Raw genomic sequence first — 19112 nt, forward strand, 5'->3', positions numbered from 1 at the left:
CCCTTCCCTGAAACTCTTTTTTGGCACCTCCGTGCCGGTTTGGAAGCACTCCCATGTCTGTTGAGACCACCGCCGCCGCCACCACCACCGCCTCCGGCCTCTCCCGCCTCATGTCCCGCCGGGTCCGCATCGCCACCGGCCTCGTCTGCGCCACCGTCGCCGCGGTGGCCCTCTCGGCCGGCGGTGCGAACGCCGACGGAGCTCCGGGGGATCCGCACGGCGACATGACCCAGCTGACGGCGGACGACCTCGGCCTGCCCGAGGGCTCGCAGATGACGGCCATGGCGGCGACCTCCGGCGACGAACGCCCCGACTTCCAGATGCCGTTCAAGTGCGGCGAGACCTGGCAGGGCGCCTCCCGCCCCCACCACAGCCCCACCGCCAACGCGATCGACTGGACGCAGGGCGGCTCGACGGTCAACTCGCCCGTCGTGGCGAGCGCCGACGGCGTCGTGTCCAAGGTGAGGGACCTCGGCGGCTCCAGCTACGGCAAGTACGTGGTCATCAACCACGGAGGCGGCTGGTCCACCGTCTACGCCCACCTCAACGGCTTCAACGTATCGAGCGGCGCGACGGTCAAGGCCGGACAGCAGATCGGCATCGTGGGCAGCACCGGCAATTCGTCCGGCGCCCACCTCCACTTCGAGCAGCGCCACGACCTGGTCGACCAGCGTCCGACCTTCAACGGCAGTGTCTTCAGCGGTTCCGGCTCCTGGTCCAAGTCGCTGACCAGCAAGAACTGCGCCACCAAGACCCCGGAGCCGATGCCCGAGGGCCCCGGTGACGGGGGTACCGGCTCGACCGGCATGGTCGACCTGGCCTCCGCCGACCTCAACGGCGACAACGTGGTCGACGTCGCCGCCGTGGAGGCGTCCACCGGCAAGCTGTGGCTCTACAAGGGCGCGTCCAACGGCACCATCGCCTCCGGCGGCAGCCGTGTCCTGATCGGCTCCGGCGGCTGGAACGGCATGTCCAACCTGACCGGCGGCGACTTCGACGGCGACGGCAAGGACGACATCGCCGCGGTGGAGGAGTCCACCGGCAAGCTGTGGCTCTACAAGGGCGCCGACAACTCGACGATCGGCTCCGGCGGCAGCCGCATCATGATCGGCTCCGGTGGCTGGAACGGCATGTCCAACCTGACCGCCCTCAACCTCAACGGCGACAAGATCGCCGACCTGGCGGCCGTGGAGAAGTCCACCGGCAAGCTGTACCTCTACCCGGGCACGGCGGGCGGCCAGCTCGCCCCCCGCAAGGAGATCGGCTCCGGCGGCTGGAACGGGATGTCCAACCTCACCGGCATGGACCTGAACAACAGCGGCCGTCAGGACCTGGTCGCGGTGGAGAAGTCCACGGGCAAGCTGTTCATGTACCCCGGTGACAAGGGCTACCTGAGCCCGCGCATCATGATCGGCTCCGGCGGCTGGAACGGCATGTCCGACCTGATCGGCGGCGACCTGCTGAACTCGCAGCTCTCGGACGACCTGATCGCCGTCCAGAACTCCACCGGCAAGCTCTTCCTCTACCCGGGCACCGGCGCCGGCGGCCTCGGCGCCCGCAAGGAGATCGGCACCGGCGGCTGGTGACCACCTGAAGGCGACGGCCCGAGGTGAAGACGCGTGAGGCGGCCCGTCCCTGCAGGACGGGCCGCCTCACGGCGTTCGCCGTGCGCACGCGGTCAGCCGGCCAGCGGCCAGGCGCGCACGGTCTCGTAGCGGGGCTGTTCGCCCGGTACCCCGCTCGCGGGCAGGTTGCTGCGGACCAGGCTGAGGGTGTCCACCTGCCAGGCGGTGCCCTCGAAGTCCGCGAGGGCGTCCAGGTACGGGCGCAGCGGGGTGGTGGCATGGCGGCTGCGGGCGAGGGTCAGGTGCGGGGTGTAGCGGCGGTGCTGCTCCATGGGTACCCCGGCCCGCCGTGCGGCCGCGTCGGCCCGGTCGGCGAGCAGGCGCAGGGCGTCGAGCTCCCCGGCGGCGCCGGTCCACAGGGCGCGGTCGCCGAAGTGCCCGCAGCCGTGCAGGCGCAGCGCGAAGGGCGCCGTCCGGTGGGCGGCCCGCTCCAGGCGGGCGTACAGCTCGGGGAGCACGTCGTCGCGCACCTCGCCCATGAAGGCGAGCGTGAAGTGCCAGCCCGCTTCCGCGGTCCAGGTCAGCCGGTCGTCGCGCACCGCGTCCACGGCGGCGGCGAGCTCGGCGACGGCCGCGTCCGGCGGCAGAACGGCGGCGAACAGTCTCATGCGGCGAGGGTAGCCAAGTCCAGCCTCGCCGGCGTTCGAGGCGCGGGTCCGGGCGGAGCCCGGCGGGGGCCGGGGCGGAGCCCCGTGAGGCGCCGGTCCGGGCCCCGCCGGAGGCGAGGGGCTACGCCACCGTCACCAGTTCGCGGCGGCGCGAAACGGCCGGGACGAAGGCCACCCCGTGGCGGCCGACCCGCAGCCGGAGGTTGCCGACTCGGGCCAGGACCACCGCGATGGCCACGGATGCGGCCAGGGAGATCAGGGCGCCCGAGGCCATGCCGATGCGCGCGCCGTAGGTGTCCGTGATCCAGCCCAGCAGCGGGGCTCCCAGCGGGGTGCCGCCGGTGAAGACCATCATGAAGAGGGCCATGACCCGGCCCCGCATCTCGGGGTCGGTGGCCATCTGCACGCTGGAGTTGGCGGTGACGTTGACCGTCAGGCCGAAGACGCCGAGGGGTACGAGCAGCGCGGCGAACAGCCAGAAGCCGGGTGCGAAGGCCGTCACGAGCAGCAGTACGGAGAACAGCGCGGCCGCGGCCACCAGCAGCCGCAGGCGGGAGTGTCCGCGGCGGGCCGCGAGCAGGGCGCCGGCGAGGGAGCCGGCCGCGATCAGGGTGTTGAAGAGGCCGTAGGTGCCCGCGTCGCCGTGGAAGACGTCGCTCACGAACGCCGACAGCCAGATCGGGAAGTTGAACCCGAAGGTGCCGATGAAGCCGACGAGGACGATCGGCCAGACCAGCTCGGGCCGGCCGGCGACGTAGCGCAGGCCTTCGCGCAGCTGGCCCTTGGCGCGGGGCCGCGGCTGCACCGGGTGCAGCTCCTTCGTCCGCATCATCAGCAGGCCTGCGATGGGCGCGGCGAAGGAGAGGCCGTTGAGCAGGAAGGCCCAGCCGGAGCCGACGGCGGTGATCAGCACGCCGGCGATCGCCGGGCCGACCAGCCGCGCGGACTGGAAGTTGGCCGAGTTGAGGCTGACGGCGTTGGCGACCTGGTCCTTGCCGACCATCTCGGGGACGAAGGTCTGGCGGGCCGGGTTGTCCACGACGGTGATCAGGCCGAGGAGGAGGGCCGCGAGGTAGACGTGCCACACCTGGACGTTGCCCGCGAGGGTGAGGGCGGCGAGCGCGATGCCGGTGAGGCCCATCGCGCTCTGGGTCGCGAGGAGCAGGGGCCGCTTGGGCAGCCGGTCGGCGAGTACGCCTCCGTAGAGGCCGAACACCAGCATCGGCAGGAACTGCAGGGCGATGGTGATGCCGACGGCGGAGGCGGAGCCGGTCAGTGAGAGGACCAGCCAGTCCTGGGCGATGCGCTGCATCCAGGTGCCCGTGTTGGAGACGACCTGGCCGGTGGCGAAGAGCCGGTAGTTCCGGATCCTCAGCGAGCTGAACATCGAGTTCCTGCTCGCGGGTGCCGCGCTTGCCGCGGGTCGCGCGGCGGTAGTGGGGGTGGATATGTGGCCGGGTGCGGAGTCTGCTCCGTTTCCCGTACTCAAAAGCGTTCGCCTCCTGGCGTCGTTCCTACAGGTGTGCGAGCTTCTCCAGGACGGGTGCGGCCGCGCGCAGCTTGGCCCATTCGCCCTCGGTCAGCTCTGCCGCGAGCCCGGCCAGGAAGGCGTTGCGCTTGCGGCGGCTCTCTTCGAGCATCGCTTCGGCCTCCTCCGTCTGGCGGACCACCTTCTGGCGGCGGTCGTCGGGGTGCGGTTCCAGCGTGACCAGTCCCTTGGCTTCCAGCAACGCGACGATGCGCGTCATGGACGGCGGCTGGACGTGCTCCCGCCGCGCCAGCTCACCGGGTGTGGCCTGGCCGCAGCGGGCGAGGGTGCCGAGGACCGACATCTCGGTCGGGCTCAGCGACTCGTCGACGCGCTGGTGCTTCAGGCGCCGCCCCAGCCGCATGACGGCGGAGCGGAGGTCGTTCACGGCGGCAGCATCGTCGCCATGGGAGAGGTCAGGCATGTATTTAGAGTAACTCATTACTCTCGCTAAAGAACACGGGTTTCCCGGTCATGCACCCGGTATGTGCCAGGTCACTCGTACGGGTGAGTCGGCGGCCGAAAGTGACACGCGTGCGCACCCACTGCCCCGACTCTTTCGCCATGGGGACACATGTGCTGAGCATGCGCATAGACGGGGAGCTCCTCGACAGGCTCCGTATCCATGCCGCCAAACGCGGAATGAGCGTCCAGGACTATGTGGTCCGGACGCTCATTCGCGATGACTTCGACGAGCGCTTCAAGTCGGCCGTCGACGAGACGGAGAAGTTCTACGGGCTGACGTAGGACGCCCGGCGGGATGTCCTAGCCGAGGCCGAGGGCGGGCATCGCGTAGTAGAAGACGAACACCGCCGACACGACGTACATGGCGGTCGGGACCTCGCGGCCCCGGCCGGTCGCCAGACGCAGCACGCTGAAGGCGATGAAGCCGATGCCGATGCCGTTGGTGATCGAGTAGGTGAAGGGCATCATCACCATGGCCAGGAAGGCCGGGACGGCGATGGTGAAGTCGCTCCAGTCGATGTCCTTGACCGATCCCGCCAGGATCAGGAAGCCCACCGCGACCAGGGCGGGCGTGGCGGCCTGCGACGGGACCATGGTGGCCAGCGGGGTGAGGAACAGCGCCACGGCGAACAGGGCGCCGGTCACGATGTTCGCCAGGCCCGTACGGGCACCCTCGCCGACGCCGGCCGTGGACTCCACGAAACAGGTGGTGGCCGAGGAGGAGGTGGCGCCGCCCGAGGCGACGGCGAGGCCGTCGACGAACAGGACCCGGTTGATGCCGGGGAACTCGCCGGACGTCTTGTCGATCAGCTTGGCCTCGTCGCCGACGCCCAGGATCGTGCCCATGGCGTCGAAGAAGCAGGACAGCAGCACGGTGAAGACGAAGAGGATGCCGGTGAGCACTCCGACCTTGCCGAAGCCGCCGAACAGGCTCACCTGGCCGACGAGCCCGAAGTCGGGCGCGGCCACCGGGTTGCCGGGCCACGCCGGGACGGTCAGACCCCAGCCGGAGGCGGGCAGGTCGGCGACGAGCTGGACGACGACCGCGACGAGGGTCATGGCGACGATGGAGATCAGGATCGCGCCGGGGACCTTGCGGATCAGCAGGGCGAGGGTGAGCAGCGTGCCGATCGCGAAGATCAGGACGGGCCAGCCGTCGAGGTGGCCGTTGCCGCCGAGCTGGAGCGGAACCGTGGTGTGCGCGGCGTCCGGGATGCGGGATACGAAGCCGGAGTCGACGAGGCCGATCAGCATGATGAACAGGCCGATGCCGATGGCGATGCCCTTGCGCAGGCCCAGCGGGACGGCGTTCATGACGCGCTCGCGCAGCCCGGTGGCGACCAGCAGCATCACGACGAAGCCGGCCAGGACCACCATGCCCATCGCGTCGGGCCAGCTCATGCGCGGGGCGAGCTGGAGGGCCACGACGGTGTTCACGCCGAGGCCGGCGGCGAGCGCGATGGGGACGTTGCCGATGACGCCCATGAGGAGCGTGGTGAAGGCGGCCGTCAGGACGGTGGCCGTCACGAGCTGACCGCTGTCGAGCTGGTGGCCGTACATGTCCTTCGCGCTGCCCAGGATGATCGGGTTCAGCACGATGATGTACGCCATGGCGAAGAAGGTCGCGAAACCGCCGCGGACCTCGCGGGCGACGGTCGAGCCGCGCTCGGAGATCTTGAAGTAGCGGTCCAGCCCGCCGGAGGGCTCCCGGGGGGAGGGCTCCGGAGTGGCGGGTGCGGGGGCGGGGGCCGGGGTGCTCATACGGTCCTCATTGGTGGTTCATACGAAGAAAATGGGCCGCGCCCAAACCGTTTCAGTATGAACACATCAGAGAAGGGCCGTCCATCTCCGCGCGTAGACAGCGGGTGGCCCCGTGGCGGGGCAGCGGGAGCGAGGGCCGGGCGGGCCGAACGGCCGGACGGGGCGCGCTCCGGCCCCCGCTTAAACTGGCTGCATGGCGAAATGGATTGCGAAGCACGAGGCGCCCGAGCCCCTTGAGGGCCCCGTCGTCGCGACGGTCACGGGTGGCACGATCCTGTGGTTCGCCCTCTTCGTGGTCCAGCTGCCCTTCTACGGGTGGTTCGCCGACCGCGGCCAGCTGTGGTGGGTCTGGACCTGCGCGGCCGGCGGCTTCCTCGGCCTGATCGGCATCTGGTACGTCCGCGGCCGCGAGGCGGCGCTGAAGCGGCACGCCGCCGATGCTGCTGCGCAGGCTCGGCAGGAGTCGGGCGGAGCCGGCGGAGCCGCGGAGGCCTAGGCAGGTCGTCGGAGCCCCCTGTACGTCCGGTACGCGGGTGCCACCGAAAGAGACGGCCCGGACGCCTGTCGGGGCCGCCTCCGGCGGGAGCGGCGCCCCTGCGCCTCGTCGGGACGGGAGCGGTGCCCTTGCGGCGGCTCCGGTGCGGAGCGGTGCGGTGCCCTCGCGGGGGCTTCGGTGCGGGGCGGTGCGGTGGTCCGCGGGGCGGCGCCGGCTCCTACCCGGGGACGATTCGGGTCATCCGGAAGTCGCGTCTTCCGGCTTCTCGGCAGGTGAAGCCCTACAACCCCGCTTACCGTCGAAAACATGACGGAGCGGGCGAGGGTCGACCATGACGGGCGGGAGCCGGGCGGCGGGCCCGGGACGGCCATAGACGCCGGGGCGGAGGTCGACCCGGTGCACCCCGTGCGGCCTCCGGCGCCGCGTTTCAAGCCGGGCGGGCTGACCACAGCCGAGGTCGCCGAGTGCGTGGCCCGCGGAGACGTCAACGACGTCCCGGTGCGCTCCTCGCGCTCCACCACCGACATCGTCCGCGGCAACGTCTTCACCCGCTTCAACGCGATCATCGGCGTCCTCTGGGTGGTCATGCTCTGCGTGGCGCCGATCCAGGACAGCCTCTTCGGCTTCGTGATCATCGCGAACACCGGTATCGGCATCATCCAGGAGCTGCGCGCCAAGAAGACCCTCGACGGCCTCGCCGTCATCGGCGAGGCCAAACCGAGCGTGCGCCGCGACGGCCGGACCGCGGAGATCTCCACCTCCGAGATCGTCCTCGGCGACGTCATCGAACTCGGCCCCGGCGACAAGGTCGTCGTCGACGGGTCCGTCGGCGAGGCCGACGGCCTGGAGATCGACGAGTCCCTGCTCACCGGCGAGGCCGACCCCGTCCTGAAGAAGCCCGGCGACCAGGTCATGTCCGGCTCCTTCGTCGTCGCCGGCGGCGGCGCGTTCACCGCCACCAAGGTGGGCCGCGAGGCCTACGCCGCCCAGTTGGCCGAAGAGGCCTCCCGCTTCACGCTCGTCCACTCCGAGCTGCGCTCCGGCATCTCCACCATCCTCAAGTACGTCACGTGGATGATGATCCCGACCTCCATCGGCCTGATCATCAGCCAGCTCGTCGTCAAGGAGAACAACCTCAACGACGCCATCGCCCGGACGGTCGGCGGGATCGTGCCGATGATCCCCGAGGGGCTCGTCCTCCTCACCTCCGTGGCCTTCGCGATCGGCGTCATCCGCCTCGGCCGCAAGCAGTGCCTCATACAGGAGCTGCCCGCCATCGAGGGCCTCGCCCGCGTCGACGTGGTCTGCCTCGACAAGACCGGCACCCTCACGGAGGGCGGTATGGACGTCACCGAGCTCCGCCCGCTCGGCGGTGCGGAGCCGGCGTACGTCAAGAAGGTGCTCGGCGCGCTCGGCGAGTCCGACCCGCGCCCCAATGCCAGCCTCCAGGCGATCATCGACGCCTACCCCGACAGCACCGAGTGGCGGTGCACGGAGTCCCTGCCCTTCTCCTCCGCCCGCCAGTACAGCGGCGCCAGCTTCAGCGAGGGCGACGGGGAGAACAACACCTGGCTCCTCGGCGCGCCCGACGTACTGCTGCCCGCCGGGGACCAAGCCCTCGACGAGATCAACGACCTCAACGAACAGGGCCTGCGGGTCCTGCTGCTCGCCCGCTCCGCCCGCGAGCTGGACGACGAGGCCGTCGCCACCGGGGTCAGGCCGACCGCGCTGGTCGTCCTGGAGCAGCGGCTGCGCCCCGACGCCGCCGACACGCTGCGCTACTTCGAGGACCAGAATGTCAGGGCGAAGGTCATCTCCGGCGACAACGCGGTCTCCGTCGGCGCCGTTGCCGGCAAGCTGGGCCTGCCCGGCGCGCAGAACACCGTGGACGCCCGCAAGCTGCCCGCCGAGCAGGCCGAGATGGCCGAGGTCCTCGTCGGCAACTCCGTCTTCGGGCGCGTGACCCCTCAGCAGAAGCGGGACATGGTCGGCGCCCTGCAGTCCAGGGGCCACACCGTCGCCATGACCGGCGACGGCGTCAACGACGTGCTCGCCCTCAAGGACGCCGACATCGGCGTCTCGATGGGCTCGGGCTCGGAGGCCACCCGCGCCGTCGCGCAGATCGTCCTGCTCAACAACAGCTTCTCCACCCTGCCGTCGGTGGTTGCCGAGGGCCGCCGGGTGATCGGCAACATCACGCGCGTGGCCACCCTCTTCCTCACGAAGACGGTCTACTCGGTGCTGCTGGCCATTCTGGTGGTCTGCTCGCAGGTCGAGTACCCCTTCCTGCCGCGCCACCTGACGCTGCTGTCCACCCTCACCATCGGCATCCCGGCGTTCTTCCTGGCTCTGGCCCCGAACAAGGAGCGCGCGAAGCCGCACTTCGTGAAACGGGTGATGCGCTACGCGATCCCCGGCGGCGTGATCGCGGCGACGGCCACCTTCGTCACCTACCTGGTCGCCCGCCACCACTACACGGGCGCGGACGCCCTGCCCGCGGAGACGAGCGCGGCGACGCTGACGCTGTTCCTGACCTCGATGTGGGTCCTGGCGATCATCGCCCGCCCGTACACCTGGTGGCGCGTGGCCCTGGTGGGCACGATGGGCGGAGCCTTCCTGATCGTCCTGATCGTGCCGTGGCTCCAGGACTTCTTCCAGCTCAAGCTGGTCGGAGCCACGATGCCGTGGACCGCGGTGGCGGTCGCGGCGGCCGCCGCGACCCTCATCGAATTCACCTTCCGCCGGGTCGACCGCAAGTTCCCGGCCTGACCGGCCTGACTTGCTTGACCGGCCGGTCGCCCGCGCCCTACGCCAGTCCGTCCGCCTGCAAGCCGGTCAGGACGGCCTGGCCCAGGGTGTGGACCGCGGACTGGGGCCGGACCATGACCGTGAACTCCTTGATGCGGCCCGACTCGTCGAAGTGCAGCATGTCGATGCCGTGGATCTCCTTGCCGTCCACCGTGGCCCGGAAGGGCAGGACCGACGCCGGGGCCGGGGTGCCGTCCGCGCTGGTCTCGGTCGCGCCGTCGAAGTGGCCGACGTAGCGCAGGTCCTCGAAGACGCGCAGCAGGACCCCGAAGAGGCCCAGCACCATCGGCCTGCCCTGGAAGGGGCGGAACTTCACCGGGCTGTACAGCCTGATGTCCTCGGTGAACAGGTCTTCCAGCGCGGACAGGTCGCGCTTCTCCACGGCGGCACGGAAGCGTTCGGCGGTCGTCTCCGTCACGGATTCCACGGCTCCTCCTGATAATCAAGAAATTGACTAGTCAGTTTCGTGAGTATCATGCGGTGGAGGACGAGGAAAAGGGAAGGGGCAGGCGCGATGGCCTTGCGACATGCCGTACTGGCGGCACTGCTGGACGGCGAGTTCAGCGGCTACGAGCTGGCGAAGTCGTTCGACATCGGCGTCGCGAACTTCTGGCACGCCTCCCCCCAGCAGCTCTACACCGAGCTGGCCAAGCTGGAGAAGGAAGGCCTGGTCGAGGGACGCCAAGTGGTCCAGGAGGCGCGCCCCAACAAGCGGCTCTTCCAGGTCACCGACGCCGGCCGGGCCGAGCTGGAAGCGTTCGCGGCGGCGGCCGTGAAGCCCTCGGTCATCCGCGACGACCTCCTCGTCAAGGTCCAGAACGCCGACCGGATCGGTACCACGTCCGTGATCGCACAGCTCGACGAGCGGGCGGCCGCCGCCGACGCCAAGATCGACCTCCTCGGCAGGGTGCTGCGCAAGATGCGCGGCGACCTCGACGAGGAGGAGTTCCTGCTCCGCGGCGACGCGATCGGCGGGTACCTGACCGGCCTGCGCGGCATCGCCTTCGAGCAGGGGCACCGCGACTGGTGCCGCCGTAGCGCGGCGGTCCTGCGAGAGCGAGAGGGGCTGACCACCCGTGCCGACGCGCACTGAGTACCGGCGCTACGTCGCCCTGGGCGACAGCCAGACCGAAGGGCTCGGCGACGGCGACGACACCGCGGGCCTGCGCGGCTTCGCCGACCGCTTCGCCGGGCACCTGGAGACCGCCCGCCCCGGCCTGCTCTACGCCAACCTCGCCGTACGGGGACGTCTCGCCGGCCAGGTCCGCGCCGAACAGCTCGGACCCGCCCTGGCCCTGCGACCCGACATCGCCACCGTCGTCGCCGGGGTCAACGACGTGCTGCGGCCCCGCTTCGTGGCGGCCGAGGTCGCCGGCCACCTGGAGGAGATGTTCGCCGCGCTCACGGCCGCCGGGGCGCACGTGGCGACCGTGACCTTCCCCGACATCGGCAGGATCGCGCCCCTCGCCCGACCGCTGGCCCCCCGCCTGCTCCAACTCAACGAGTTCGTGCGCGCCGCGGCCGCCCGGCACGGGGTCTTCGTCGCCGAGACCGCCCTGCCGGAGGCCGTGGCGGACCCGCGGATGTGGACCGAGGACCGCCTCCACGCCAGCTCACTCGGCCACGAACGCATCGCCGCCGCCCTCGCCCACGCCGTCGGCCTCCCCGGCAGCGACGACACCTGGGCGCAGCCGCTGCCGCCGCCGGACGCGCTGCTCCGCTCCGCCGTCGCGGCCGAACTGCGCTGGGCCACCGCCTTCCTCGGCCCCTGGCTGGGCCGCCGCCTGCGCGGCCGCTCCTCCGGCGACGGCCGCACCGCCAAACGCCCCGACCTGCTCCCCCTGGCCACCGGAACCACCGGTACCGCCCGGGAGCGGTGACCCGACCGCGTCCCGGGCGTCAGTCTTTGGTGTGTCTGGCCGCCGGGCCGGCCGGTCCGGGCCGGTGACGGACGAGCAAGTCCACCGCGCCCCGTCGGAAGGCGCTGACCGCGCGGGCCCGGCACGATCCGACAGAGACGGCCCTTAGGTCGTCGTCAAAGTCCCGCCTGGCCGGCGGCACTTTGACGACACTCCCTAGTCGAACCAGCGGTCCCGGGCCAGTTCCGTCGTGCGGGACGGGTCCTCCAGCAGGGCCGCCACCTCGAAGCGGCGCGGCCACTGGCCCGCCGACCAGGCCAGGCCCGCCGCCACGCCCTCCAGGGTGGACGCGTGGAGGGTGCCGTCGGGCGTGCGCCGCCAGTCCAGTTCGGTGCCGCCCGCGACCAGCTCCTCGTGCTCGACGTACGTCGCCGGGGTCGCCGGACCCAGCAGTACCCGCACCGACTCCGGGACCTCGTGCTCCTCGCCCGGCGTGGTCACCTCCGCCGGGACCGTGTCCGACAGCCGGCGCACCTGGAGGAGGTCCGCCAGGTCGGCCGCCCGGGAAGGGGACACCGGCAGCAGGGGCAGGCCCGTCGCCAGCGGCAGCAGGTCCGGGGCGTCCGCGATCACGGCGTCCGCCGCGTCCACCACGAGCACCTCGCCGTCCACCACCGCCCGCAGCTCGTCCGGCAGGGTCACCTCCTCGGGGGCGAGATCGGCCAGAGCCCCGTACAGGCCGTGCAGCTGCCGGTCCGTCACCTCCCGGTCGGGGTCGGCGAGCCGGCCCAGCAGCTCGGCCGCGCCCCCGGGCTCGTCCAGCAGGGCCGCGACGGAGGTCCGTACCCCCAGCGCCCGCAGCACCTGCTCGTCTGCAAAACCGGTCGCGTCCGCCGAGGTGTAGAGGCCCTCCAGCAGCGGGTCGCCGCCCGCCGCACGCAGGCCCGCCGGGCGGCGGCCGTCCAGCACCGGGTGGTCGCGCAGCCACCACGCCGTGTACGGGCGCACCGACTGCGTCGTGCCGTCCGGCAGCAGGATCCGCACCGGCTGGGTCAGCGCGTCCCGCAGCGGCGGCTGCGCCAGCATCGCCAATGCCTGCGGCCAGCAGTCGTCGTCGACGAGGTCCAGGTCGCGGACGGCGACCAGCTCGGTCGCCACCGGCGGCACGGGCAGCTCCGGCAGCTGGTCCAGTACGTCCTCGCACCACACGTCCACCGCGTCCAGCAGCCCGGCGTCGTCCGGCTCGGCGAAGTCACCCTCGCGCGGCTCCATTTCGTCCGGGTCCAGGACCACGTCCGTGGCGCGCACCAGCTGGAACGACGCCAGCACCCCGCACGCGGTCAGCGGGCCCCCGCCCCAGCGCTCGGCCAGCTCGGCGTCCACGTACGGGACCTCGTCCTCGCGGATGACGGCCGCCAGCGGCGAGCCCGGCAGCAGCAGTTCGCCCGCCGGGGTCAGCTCCCCGTCCTCGTCCGGCAGGGCCAGCGCCCCCAGCCAGGGCTCGTCCCCGGGCGCCAGCTCCGCGTCGCGGACCAGCCCCAGGACCACCTCGGCCAGTTCGTCGGCGTCCAGGGTGTCGGCGTCCTCGTCCCAGATCTCCCCGGCGTCCAGGGAGGCGGCCACCGCCGACCGTACCTGCGGGGTCGTCAGGACGGCACGCGCCGTCGCCGGGAGGGACCCGAGCTTCTCCAGCAGCGGGTGCGCCGCTTCCGGGTGGGCGACCTTCAGCCCCAGCCGGGCCAGTTCCGCGGGCGTCTCGGCGTACGGAAGCAGGACGTGGCGCGGCCCGATCGCCGTGCGGCCGTCGGCGAGCGGCACGGGCAGCCCGGACAGCCGGTCGGGATCCACCCCGGCGAGGCTGTCGTAGAGCCGGTACCACCACTCGGGGGTCCGCTCGATGCCCGCGATCCGCTCGATGGCATCGCCCAGCGGGAGCCGGCCCACGCCCAGGGTGCGCAGCTCGGCGCGGCGCTCCAGACCCGCCGGCAACAGGGTCGGCAGGACCTCCGCCAGGACGCGCACGGTGTCGGCGCCCGCGCCCTCCACCACCTCGGCCTCGAAGGGGCGCAGGGCGTTGCGCTCCTCCGCGTGCTCGGGCGGTGCGGCCGGTGCGAGGAAGGCCGTACGGGGGAGCCGCTGCAGCACGGCGGCGCGCAGGGCCCCGTCCAGCTCGCCCTTGCCGAGCGGGCCGGGGACGAGGTCCACGAGCCCGGTGCTCACCGGGTCCCAGGAGCCGAGGAGTTCGGCGTACGCGTCGGCCGCGCGCTCCACGAGGAAGTCGGTCAGCGGCCCCGGCGCGGGGTGGCGGCGGCTGGTGTCCAGCGGCAGGGTGGCGATGAGCAGCGCCGGGATGCCCAGCGGCTCGTCGGTGGGGGTCGGGGCGTGCACCACGGGCGCGGTGGTCGGGCGCAGCGGGGCGCCGTCGGGGTCGACGGGCACCGCCCACGACACCGCCCACGAGGGCCGCAGCCGTTCCTCGACGGGCCGGTCGGCGAGCAGCGCCCGTTCGATGGCGCCGCCGTGGCGGACGGTGCGCCAGCGGGTGGTGTGCGTACCGGAGCCGGCGGTGTCCTCGACGACGGTGTACGCGCCCTCGTCGCGGCGGTTGAGGGTGCGCGAGCCGGCGGGAGTCTCCACGACGACCTCGCACAGCCCGGGCAGGGTCAGCAGCAGGGCGTCGTCGATGCCGGCGAGCAGTCGCTCGACGAGGTCCTCGGCGGCGGCGTCGCGCAGCGGGAGCACCACGACGGTGTCGTAGCCCTGGGGGGCGGTGCCCTCGGCGGGCAGGGGGAGCCGCAGCAGCGGGACGTGGCCGTCGCGGCGGCGCAGTTCGTCGCCGAGGCCGGGGCTGCCGACGGCGGCCTCGCGGGCCAGTTCGCGGGCCTCGGCGAGGGACCAGCGGACACCGCCGTGGCGGCCGAGCACCGCGGGCTCGTCACAGACGGCGAGGACGGCCGCGAAGCCGACGCCGAACCGGCCGACGCTCTCCGATGCGGGCTCCCGCTTGGCGGAGGCCCGCAGGGTGCTCAGGGACTCCACGCCCGTCGCGTCCAGCGGGGCACCGGTGTTGGCGACGGCCAGCAGCGCGTGGCCGCCCTCGCCCTCGTGGAGGGTGAGCCGAAGCCGGCCGGGCACCTTGGCGCGGGCCGCGGCGTCGGCGGCGTTCTGGGCCAGCTCGACGACGAGCCGGTCCCGGTACCCGCCGAGGGCGAGGTCCTCCTCGGCGTTGGCGTCCTCGCGGAACCGGGCCGGGCCGGCACCCCAGGCATCGAGCACGCCGCGCCGCAGCCGGGCCGTGCCGAAGGGGTCCACGCCGCTCTGGGCCGCCGTCACTCGCACGCTCACGCCGCTGCCTCCAAGAATCGCCCCACGGAACTCCTGAAGGTATCGCGTGCGCGGTCGGAGCTTGCCCGTGAGGTGGGCGAACACGACGACGTCCGCGTCCCCGTGGCGGTCCTTCGCGGGGTTGCCGCCGCACGTGAGGAGCGCAGCTCGGGCCGGCCGTGGGTGCCCCCGTACACCGTGTCGGTGGGGAAGGGGTCCTTCTTGAAGGTGTCGATCGCGTCGACGGCGAAGAGGGCGGTGGTGCCTTCCTGAACGGTGGACCTCGATCCCGGCGTCCTTCGCCATGGACCCGCAGGCCGCGAGGGTGGCCCGGGCGTCCCGTCCGCCGGCTCTCCGCCCCGATTCCCGGGCCCGGAGCCCGCCCTGGTCCCAGCCCCACACAACAAGAAGCCCCCGGCGACGAGGAGTCGCCGGGGGCTCGGGAAGTGTCGGACGGACGACTGCTAGAGCTTCTCGATCACGTAGTCGATGCAGGCCGTCAGCGCCTGCACGTCTGCCGGGTCGATCGCCGGGAACATCGCGACGCGCAGCTGGTTGCGGCCGAGCTTGCGGTACGGCTCGGTGTCCACGATCCCGTTGGCGCGCAGCACCTTCGCGACGGCCGCCGCGTCGATCTCGTCCGAGAAGTCGATCGTTCCGATGACGGCGGAGCGCTTGTCGGCGTCCACGACGAACGGCGTCGCGTACTTGGACGCCTCCGCCCAGCCGTACAGGTTGCGCGCACTGGCCGCCGTACGGCCGGTGGTGAACTCCAGGCCGCCCTGGCTGTTCATCCACTCCAGCTGCTGGTCCAGCAGGAACAGCGTCGACAGCGCCGGAGTGTTGTACGTCTGGTTCTTCAGCGAGTTGTCGATCGCCGTCGGCAGCGAGAAGAACTCCGGGATGTGCCGCCCCGACGCGTGGACGCGGGCCGCGCGCTCCAGGGCCGCCGGGGAGAACGCCGCCAGCCACAGACCGCCGTCGGAGGCGAAGGACTTCTGCGGGGCGAAGTAGTAGACGTCCGTCTCGGTGATGTCCACCGGCAGACCGCCGGCGCCCGAGGTCGCGTCCACCAGAACGAGGGACCCGGCGTCCGCGCCCTCGACCCGCTTGACCGGCGCCGCGACACCCGTCGAGGTCTCGTTGTGGGTGTACGCGTACACGTCCACCCCCGCCTCGGCCACCGGCTCGGGGTGCGTGCCCGGCTCGGAGGAGATCACGGACGGCTCGTCCAGCCACGGCGCGAGCTTCGCGGCCTTGGCGAACTTCGAGGAGAACTCGCCGAAGGTCAGGTGCTGGGACTTCCGCTCGATCAGACCGGCGGTCGCGATGTCCCAGAAGGCGGTGGAGCCGCCGTTGCCCAGGATCACCTCGTAGCCCTCGGGGAGGGAGAAGAGGTCCCGGAGGCCCTGGCGCACCGATCCGACCAGGTTCTTGACCGGGGCCTGGCGGTGTGAGGTTCCGAGCAGGGAGGTACCGGTGGCGGCGAGGGCGTCCAGCGCCTCGATCCGCACCTTGGAGGGGCCCGCGCCGAAGCGTCCGTCGGCGGGCTTGATGTCAGCGGGAATCTGGATCTCAGCCACGAGCGGAGCGTATCGGGTCCGGGTCCACGCTCCGGAAGCGCGTCCACCGGATGAGACGCGGCGCGACGCCCGGTGCGACGCCCGCGCGATGTCGGCGCGGCCTCGGCGGACGTCGGCGGACGGTGGCAGGCTGGGCGCCGTGACGACACCCGGTGAAGTCGAGCGGACGTTGCGGGCGGAGCTGCGCGGCGAGGTGGACTTCGGCGCCGCGGCACGCGCACTCGTGACGATGGACGCCTCCAACTACCGCCGCGTACCCCTCGGCGTCGTCGCCCCGCGCGACGCCGACGACGTGGCCGCCGCACTGCGCGTGTGCGCCGACGCCGGCGTCCCCGTCGTCCCCCGGGGCGGCGGCACCTCCATCGCCGGGCAGGCCACCGGCGTGGGCGTGGTCCTCGACCTCACCCGCCACATGGACGCCCTGCTGTCCGTGGATCCGGCCGCCCGCACCGCCGTCGTCCAGCCCGGCCTGGTCCTCGACCGCCTCCGCGACGCCGTACGCCCGTACGGACTGACCTTCGGGCCCGATCCCTCCACCCACTCCCGCTGCGCCCTCGGCGGCATGATCGGAAACAACGCGTGCGGCGCCCACTCCGTGGCCTGGGGGACCACCGCCGACAACGTCACAGAGCTGGCCGTCACCACGTACGCGGGCGCCGCCCACCGCATCGGCACCGGCTGGGACGGCGCCCCCCGGGGCCTGCGCGAACTGGTCGGCGCCCACCTCGGCCTGCTGCGCACCGGCATGCCGCCCCGTTTCCCGCGGCGGATCTCGGGCTACGGCGGACTGGACGCGCTGCTGCCCGAACGCGGGGTGCGGCTCGCCGAGGCATTCTGCGGCAGCGAAGGCACCCTCGGGGTGGTCACCGAGGCGGTGGTGCGCCTCGTGGAACTGCCGCCCGCGCCCGCCCTGGCCGTCCTCGGGTACGCCGACGAGAGCGCGGCCGCGGACGCGGCCGCCGGGCTGCTCCCGTACCGGCCCCTGACGGTCGAGGGCATGGCCGAGGACCTGCTCGGCGGGCCGGCGGGGCCGGTGGCCGGGGCGGCGGGGGTGGTAGCCGGGGCGGGGGGGCTCGGCGGCGGCGTCGCGGGGCTGCCCCGCGGCAGGGCCTGGCTGTTCGTGGAGATGCCGGACGAGGGTGGGGCGCGGGCCGTCGTACGGGGCGCCGACGCGCTGGACGCGCTGGTCCTCACGGACCCGGCGCAACAGCGGGCGCTGTGGCGGATCCGCGAGGACGCCGCGGGCACCGCGACCAGGACGCCCGACGGGCGGATGGCCTGGCCGGGCTGGGAGGACTGCGCGGTCCCGCCGGCCCGGCTCGGCGCCTACCTGCGGGACTTCCGGGCCCTGCTGGCCGCACACGGCCTGCGCGGCACCCCGTACGGGCACTTCGGCGAGGGCTGCGTGCACGTACGCATCGACTTCGACCTGGCCTCGGCCGCCGGCGTGGCCCGCTACCGCACCTTCTCGGAGGACCTCGCCGACCTGGTCGTCACCCACGGCGGCTCCCTGTCGGGCGAACACGGCGACGGGCAGGCGCGCGCCGAACTCCTGCCGAAGATGTACGGCGAGGACGTGATCCGGCTCTTCGGTGCCTACAAGGACGTGTGGGACCCGGCGGGCGGCATGAACCCCGGGATGCTGGTCAGGCCCGCCCGGCTGGACGAGAACCTCCGCTTCGAGGTGCTCCCGGCCACCCCCTTCGCCGGCGAGGTCGCCCGGTGCGTCGGGATCGCGAAGTGCCGTACGAGCGAGCCGGGAGGGCCCGGCGTGATGTGCCCCTCCTACCGGGCCACCGGTGAGGAGCAGCATTCCACCCGCGGCCGGGCACGGCTGCTGCACGAGATGCTCGCCGGGGAGGTCGTCACCGGCGGCTGGCGCTCGCCGGAGGTCGCCGAGGCGCTCGACCTGTGCCTGGCGTGCAAGGGCTGCCGCAGCGACTGCCCGGTCGGCGTGGACATGGCCTCGTACAAGTCGGAGTTCCTGCACCACCACTGGGCCGGCCGGATCCGGCCGCTCGCCCACTACACGCTGGGCGGCCTGCCGGGATGGCTGCGCCTGATCGCCCGCCTGCGGGCGGCGGGCGCCGTCAACACGGCCGCACGCCTCCTGCCGCTCCCGGTGCCGGGCCTGGCCCGGGAGCGCGCCCTGCCGGAACTCGCGAAGCGGCCGTTCACGCGGGGGGTCGGCGGGCGCGCGGCGGGCGGCCGGGCGGTCCCGGCCGGGGGCCGGGAGGGGGCCGCTGGCCTGGAGGAGGCCGGTGCTGCCGCCGTCGTCGTCCTGTGGCCCGACACCTTCACGGAGTACCTCGCCCCGGAGGTCGGCCACGCCGCGCTCCGCGTGCTCCGGGCGGCCGGCCTGGACGTGTCCGTCCCCCGCACCCGCGGCCGGGTCTGCTGCGGCCTGACCTACCTCTCCACCGGCCGCCTCGACCGTGCCCGCAAGGTCCTGCGCCGCACCCTGGACACCCTCGGCGACGTCCCCGGCCCCGTCACCGTCCTGGAACCGAGCTGCGCCGCCGCCCTGCGCACCGACCTTCCCGCGCTGCTCCCCGACGACCCCCGCGCGGCCCGCCTGGCGGCAGCCGTACGCACCGTCGCGGAAACCTTGGAGGAGTACGCACCGAACTGGCGGCCGCCCCGCCTCGACCGCCCGGTGGTCGGCCAGACCCACTGCCACCAGCACGCCGTCCTCGGTGACGCGGCGGACCGCCGGCTGCGCGAACGCGCCGGACTCGTGGGGGAGCCCGCCGGAGGGTGCTGCGGCCTCGCCGGGAACTTCGGCTTCGAGCCCGGTCACCACGAGGTGTCGGTGGCCTGTGCGGAGGAACAGCTCCTGCCGTCCCTGCGCGCGGCCCCGCCGGACGCGCTGGTCCAGGCGGACGGGTTCTCCTGCCGCACCCAGATCGCCCAGCTGGGCGGAGTCCGGGCCCGTCACCTCGTGGAACTCCTCGCGGACGGATTGAGGGAGGAAGTCCCCCGGAGCGCTCCCGACACAGGGCCGTAGCGAACATGTAAGGCAACAGAAGCGGCAACACTCCTTACGGCGGCTTAG

Annotated in this window: 14 protein-coding genes; 7 read left to right on the forward strand and 7 right to left on the reverse strand. The window is 72.8% G+C overall.

Going from position 1 to position 19112, the window contains the following annotated elements; all coding sequences use genetic code 11:
* Positions 1 to 53: 53 nt before the first annotated feature.
* The gene (locus AB0F82_RS19015) at positions 54 to 1586 is read left to right on the forward strand and encodes a peptidoglycan DD-metalloendopeptidase family protein (RefSeq protein ID WP_362628971.1); all 1533 of its coding nucleotides are present in this window, start codon (positions 54 to 56) and stop codon (positions 1584 to 1586) included.
* 92 nt (positions 1587 to 1678) lie between these two features.
* Here AB0F82_RS19015 and thpR read toward each other — a convergent pair whose 3' ends face one another.
* From thpR to AB0F82_RS19030, 3 genes are all read right to left on the reverse strand, one after another.
* A complete protein-coding gene (gene thpR, locus AB0F82_RS19020) occupies positions 1679 to 2233 on the reverse strand; it encodes an RNA 2',3'-cyclic phosphodiesterase (RefSeq protein WP_362628973.1) in 555 nt (184 codons plus the stop codon).
* A gap of 121 nt (positions 2234 to 2354) precedes the next feature.
* Positions 2355 to 3722, reverse strand: a complete 1368-nt coding sequence (locus tag AB0F82_RS19025; protein ID WP_390078781.1) for an MFS transporter — start codon at positions 3720 to 3722, stop codon at positions 2355 to 2357.
* Between the two features lie 25 nt (positions 3723 to 3747).
* On the reverse strand, positions 3748 to 4185 hold the full coding sequence (locus AB0F82_RS19030) for a MarR family winged helix-turn-helix transcriptional regulator (protein WP_356812964.1): 438 nt from the start codon (positions 4183 to 4185) through the stop codon (positions 3748 to 3750).
* Positions 4186 to 4325: 140 nt separating this feature from the next.
* Here AB0F82_RS19030 and AB0F82_RS19035 point away from each other — a divergent pair, with 140 nt between their 5' ends.
* A complete protein-coding gene (locus AB0F82_RS19035) occupies positions 4326 to 4508 on the forward strand; it encodes a hypothetical protein (RefSeq protein ID WP_030662366.1) in 183 nt (60 codons plus the stop codon).
* Positions 4509 to 4526: 18 nt separating this feature from the next.
* Here AB0F82_RS19035 and AB0F82_RS19040 read toward each other — a convergent pair whose 3' ends face one another.
* The gene (locus AB0F82_RS19040) at positions 4527 to 5987 is read right to left on the reverse strand and encodes an NCS2 family permease (RefSeq protein ID WP_356812965.1); all 1461 of its coding nucleotides are present in this window, start codon (positions 5985 to 5987) and stop codon (positions 4527 to 4529) included.
* Between the two features lie 193 nt (positions 5988 to 6180).
* Between AB0F82_RS19040 and AB0F82_RS19045 the strand changes: the two genes are divergently transcribed.
* Together AB0F82_RS19045 and AB0F82_RS19050 are read left to right on the forward strand one after the other, a co-directional pair.
* Positions 6181 to 6483 (forward strand): DUF2530 domain-containing protein, encoded by a 303-nt coding sequence (locus AB0F82_RS19045; RefSeq protein WP_362628977.1) that lies wholly within the window; start codon positions 6181 to 6183, stop codon positions 6481 to 6483.
* Between the two features lie 306 nt (positions 6484 to 6789).
* Positions 6790 to 9252 carry an HAD-IC family P-type ATPase gene (locus AB0F82_RS19050; RefSeq protein WP_362628980.1) on the forward strand — a complete coding sequence of 821 codons (2463 nt, stop codon included), beginning with the start codon at positions 6790 to 6792 and terminating at the stop codon, positions 9250 to 9252.
* 37 nt (positions 9253 to 9289) lie between these two features.
* Here the strand turns inward: AB0F82_RS19050 and AB0F82_RS19055 are convergent, their stop codons facing one another.
* Positions 9290 to 9709: a nuclear transport factor 2 family protein gene (locus AB0F82_RS19055; RefSeq protein ID WP_362628983.1), complete on the reverse strand. Its 420-nt coding sequence runs from the start codon at positions 9707 to 9709 to the stop codon at positions 9290 to 9292.
* Positions 9710 to 9805: 96 nt separating this feature from the next.
* Here AB0F82_RS19055 and AB0F82_RS19060 point away from each other — a divergent pair, with 96 nt between their 5' ends.
* Together AB0F82_RS19060 and AB0F82_RS19065 are read left to right on the forward strand one after the other, a co-directional pair.
* Positions 9806 to 10384 (forward strand): PadR family transcriptional regulator, encoded by a 579-nt coding sequence (locus AB0F82_RS19060; protein WP_362628986.1) that lies wholly within the window; start codon positions 9806 to 9808, stop codon positions 10382 to 10384.
* Positions 10368 to 11171, forward strand: coding sequence for an SGNH/GDSL hydrolase family protein (locus tag AB0F82_RS19065; protein WP_356812970.1), 804 nt, complete (start codon positions 10368 to 10370; stop codon positions 11169 to 11171). The genes AB0F82_RS19060 and AB0F82_RS19065 overlap by 17 nt, the downstream gene beginning before the upstream one ends.
* A gap of 195 nt (positions 11172 to 11366) precedes the next feature.
* Here the strand turns inward: AB0F82_RS19065 and AB0F82_RS19070 are convergent, their stop codons facing one another.
* Both AB0F82_RS19070 and serC read right to left on the reverse strand, forming a co-directional pair.
* Positions 11367 to 14495 carry a sacsin N-terminal ATP-binding-like domain-containing protein gene (locus AB0F82_RS19070; protein WP_356812971.1) on the reverse strand — a complete coding sequence of 1043 codons (3129 nt, stop codon included), beginning with the start codon at positions 14493 to 14495 and terminating at the stop codon, positions 11367 to 11369.
* Positions 14496 to 14938: 443 nt separating this feature from the next.
* The gene (gene serC / locus AB0F82_RS19075; protein WP_356812972.1) at positions 14939 to 16057 is read right to left on the reverse strand and encodes a phosphoserine transaminase; all 1119 of its coding nucleotides are present in this window, start codon (positions 16055 to 16057) and stop codon (positions 14939 to 14941) included.
* An 88-nt stretch (positions 16058 to 16145) separates the two neighbouring features.
* Between serC and AB0F82_RS19080 the strand changes: the two genes are divergently transcribed.
* Complete coding sequence (locus AB0F82_RS19080) at positions 16146 to 19064, forward strand: FAD-binding and (Fe-S)-binding domain-containing protein (RefSeq protein WP_436842115.1); 2919 nt, start codon at positions 16146 to 16148, stop codon at positions 19062 to 19064.
* The last annotated feature ends 48 nt before the right edge of the window (positions 19065 to 19112 follow it).

This window comes from Streptomyces virginiae (assembly GCF_040638905.1).
Lineage (GTDB): Bacteria > Actinomycetota > Actinomycetes > Streptomycetales > Streptomycetaceae > Streptomyces > Streptomyces virginiae_B.